The sequence below is a fragment of the Pseudoroseomonas cervicalis ATCC 49957 genome (genome assembly GCF_000164635.1).
GTDB classification, from domain to species: Bacteria; Pseudomonadota; Alphaproteobacteria; order Acetobacterales; family Acetobacteraceae; genus Pseudoroseomonas; species Pseudoroseomonas cervicalis.
This window is the reverse complement of the sequence record NZ_GG770780.1, coordinates 85,742-88,867: the sequence shown is the minus strand read 5'-3', so window position 1 is coordinate 88,867 and position 3,126 is coordinate 85,742. Positions and strand designations below refer to the sequence as shown.

The 3,126-nt window shown below is 75.7% G+C and carries 2 protein-coding genes; both read left to right on the top strand.

All coding sequences use genetic code 11. The features are described 5' to 3' along the window. The first annotated feature begins 9 nt into the window (after positions 1-9). The gene (locus HMPREF0731_RS13820) at positions 10-2,520 is read left to right on the top strand and encodes a polysaccharide biosynthesis/export family protein (RefSeq protein WP_083854537.1); all 2,511 of its coding nucleotides are present in this window, start codon (positions 10-12) and stop codon (positions 2,518-2,520) included. A gap of 61 nt (positions 2,521-2,581) precedes the next feature. Then, a complete protein-coding gene (locus HMPREF0731_RS13815; RefSeq protein ID WP_007004767.1) occupies positions 2,582-3,010 on the top strand; it encodes a GNAT family N-acetyltransferase in 429 nt (142 codons plus the stop codon). The last annotated feature ends 116 nt before the right edge of the window (positions 3,011-3,126 follow it).

The window sequence follows — 3,126 nt, the reverse complement described above, 5'->3', positions numbered from 1 at the left end:
CCGCCGCCGCTGGTGCCGGGCAGCAGCCCCAGCCTCGGCCATCCGGGCCTCGCCCTGCCCTCCGCCCCCTCGGTCGCGCCGGTGGCGCCGCTGGCGCATCCCTATGCGCCCTGGTGGGGCGGGCCGCCGCCGGCCCAGGCCGCCCCGCCGGGCGAGCCGCTCTCCCCCACCGAGGCCTTCTTCGCCGCCAGGCTGGAGCAGCCGGGGCAAGCGCTGCGGCAATTCGGCTACGACACCTTCCGCGACCTGGCCGCCGCCCCGCCCGGCCAGGCGCCGGTGGCGCAGGTGCCGGATGACTACATCCTCGGCCGCGACGACGAGGTGCTGATCGGCATCCGCGGCCGGGCGCGGCAGAATCTCAGCCTGCGGGTCAACCGGGACGGCGCGCTGCTGCTGCCCGACCTGCCGCCCCTGCCGGTGGCCGGCCGGCCGCTGGGCGAGGTGCGGGCCGAGATCGAGGCCCGCGTCACCCGCGAGCTGGGCGGCTCGGAGGCCTTTGTCAGCCTGGGCCAGCTGCGGCAGATCGGCGTCTTCGTCGCCGGCGAGGTGGTGCGGCCCGGCCTCTACCCGCTGCCGGCCCTGGCCTCGGCGCTGGACGCGCTGGCGCTGGCCGGCGGCGTGAAGAAGAGCGGCAGTTTGCGCGCCATCCGGGTCGAGGGGCCGCGCGGGGCGCGGGTGATCGATCTCTACAGCGTCATCGGCGCCGAGCCGGGCAGCCCCGACCTCGCCCTGCGGGAGGGGGAGCGGCTGGTGGTGCCGCCGCTCGGCCCCGCCGTGGCGCTGGGCGGCGAGGTGACGCGGCCGGGCATCTACGAGCTGCCGCCGGGCGCCGAATCGGCGCCGCTGGCGGCGCTGCTGCGGCTGGCCGGCCAGGCGCTGCGCCCCTCCGGCAACCGCTTCCTGCTGCACGGCACCGATGCGCAGGGCCGCCGCGCCCTGTCGGAGATCGGGCCGCAGGGGCGGCTGCGGCGCGGCGACGCGGTGCTGGTGCAGCCGGGGGCGGATGTGCTGTCGGGCCAGGTGCGGCTGGCCGGGCATGTGGTGGCGCCGGTGCTGCGCGCCGCCGGCGCCGGGGGGGTGCGCGGGCTGCTCGCCGACCCGCTGCTGGTGAAGCCCGACCCCTATCTGCGCATGGGCATCGTCTGGCGCACCGAGGAGCGCACGCGCAGCCGGCGCTTCCTGGGCTTCGACCTCGGCCGGGTGCTGCAGCGCCAGGCGGAGCTGCCGCTGCGCCCGGCGGATGAGGTGATCCTGCTCTCCCAGGCCGACATCGCCTGGCTGGCCAGCCCGCCGGTGCAGCGCGCGCTGCGCGGCGAGCCCGGGGTGGAATGCCCGGCGCTGCAATCGCTCGCCATCGCCGCCCGCTCCTCGCCGGTGCGCTTCGCGCATGTGCGCGGCGCGGGCTTCCCCGATCTGGGCGCGCCGCCCTGCCCGCAGGTCTTCATCGACTATCCGGCGCTGCTGCCCTTCCTGCTCGACCAGTCGGTGCTGATCTCGGGCGAGGCGCGGCTGCCCGGCCTCTACCCGATCCTGGACGATACCGGGCTGGACCAGGCGCTGGCCGCCGCCGGCGGGCTGACCGACACGGTGGACCTCTCGGCCGTGGAATTGTCGCGCGAGCCGCTGGAGCAGGCGGGCGCCATCCCGCTCTCGCGCACGCTGCTCGACCTGCGCAGCGGCAATTTCGCGGCGGTGCGCCTCTCGCCGCGCGACGCCATCCGCCTGCCGCGCGGCTTCGGCGACCGCGACAGCGGGCCGGTGACGCTGATGGGCGAGTTCCTGCGCCCCGGCATCTACGACATCCGCCGCGGCGAGCGGCTGTCGGAGCTGATCGCCCGCGCCGGCGGCCTCTCGCCCCAGGCCTATCCCTATGGCGCCGTCTTCACCCGGGAGAGCGTGCGGCAGCGCCAGCAGGAAGGTTTCGCGAGAAGCGCGCGGGAGCTGGAGCAGAGCCTGATCCAGGTGGCCGCCGGCCAGGCGGTGGCGGGGGTGGGCGGGCGCGGCGGCGGCGGCGACCTGGGCGGCGCCATCAGCGCCGGGCGGGAGCTGGCCAATGCGCTGCGCGAGGCGCGCGCCGCCGGCCGCATGGTGGTGGAGGCCAATCCGGTGATCCTGGCGGCGCGCCCCGAGCTGGACGTGCTGCTGGAGCCGGGCGACCTGATCGTGGTGCCGAAGCGCCCCAATGAGGTGACGGTGGTGGGCGCGGTGCTGAACCCGGGCAGCCTGCAATTCACCACGGGCTGGCGCGCCGGGGATTATGTGCGGGCCTCGGGCGGCACGCAGCGTTTCGCCGATGGCGGGCGGGCCTTCGTGGTGCTGCCGAACGGGCAGAGCACCCCGGCCGGGCTCGGCGCCTGGCAGTCGGGCGGGCCGCCGGTGCCGCCGGGCTCGCTGGTGGTGGTGCCGCAGGATCCCTCGCCCTATGAGAGCTGGGGCTTCATCCGCGACCTGACGCAGACGCTGGGGCAGATCTCGATCAGCGCCGCCGCGCTGGCGGTGATTGCCAGGAACGCGCGCTGAGGGAAGAACGGGGTGGACGGGGCACCGCGCCCCTTCTCCCCTGCCCGAACGGATACGCCGCATGACCATTGCCCGCGCCACCACGCCCGCCGATCTGGAAGCCTGCTTCGCCATCCGCCGCGAGGTCTTCGTGCAGGAGCAGCAGGTGCCGGAGGCGATGGAGTATGACGAGTTCGACGCCACCGCCCTGCATGTCCTGGCGCGGCAGGAGGGCGCCCCGGCCGGCACGGCGCGGGTGGTGTTCAAGGAGGGCGGGCGGGTGGCCAAGATCGGCCGTGTCGCGGTGCGCCAGGCGCTGCGCGGCAGCGGGCTGGGGGCGGCCATCATGCGCGCCATCGAGGCGGACCCGGCGCTGGACGGGGCGGAGGAGCTGGTGCTGGAGGCGCAGAGCTACGCCATCCCCTTCTATGAGCGGCTGGGCTATGCGGCGGAGGGCGAGGAGTATCTGGATGTCGGCATTCCGCACCGGCTGATGCGCAAGCGCCGGTAGCAGGCCGGTTTCCTGGGGAGGCTCCGCCTACCCAGACAAAACTGAAAGACAATCCGGGGAGGCTCCGCCTCCCCAGACCCCTCCGCCGGGGGGACAGGGTCCCCCCGGACCCCGCC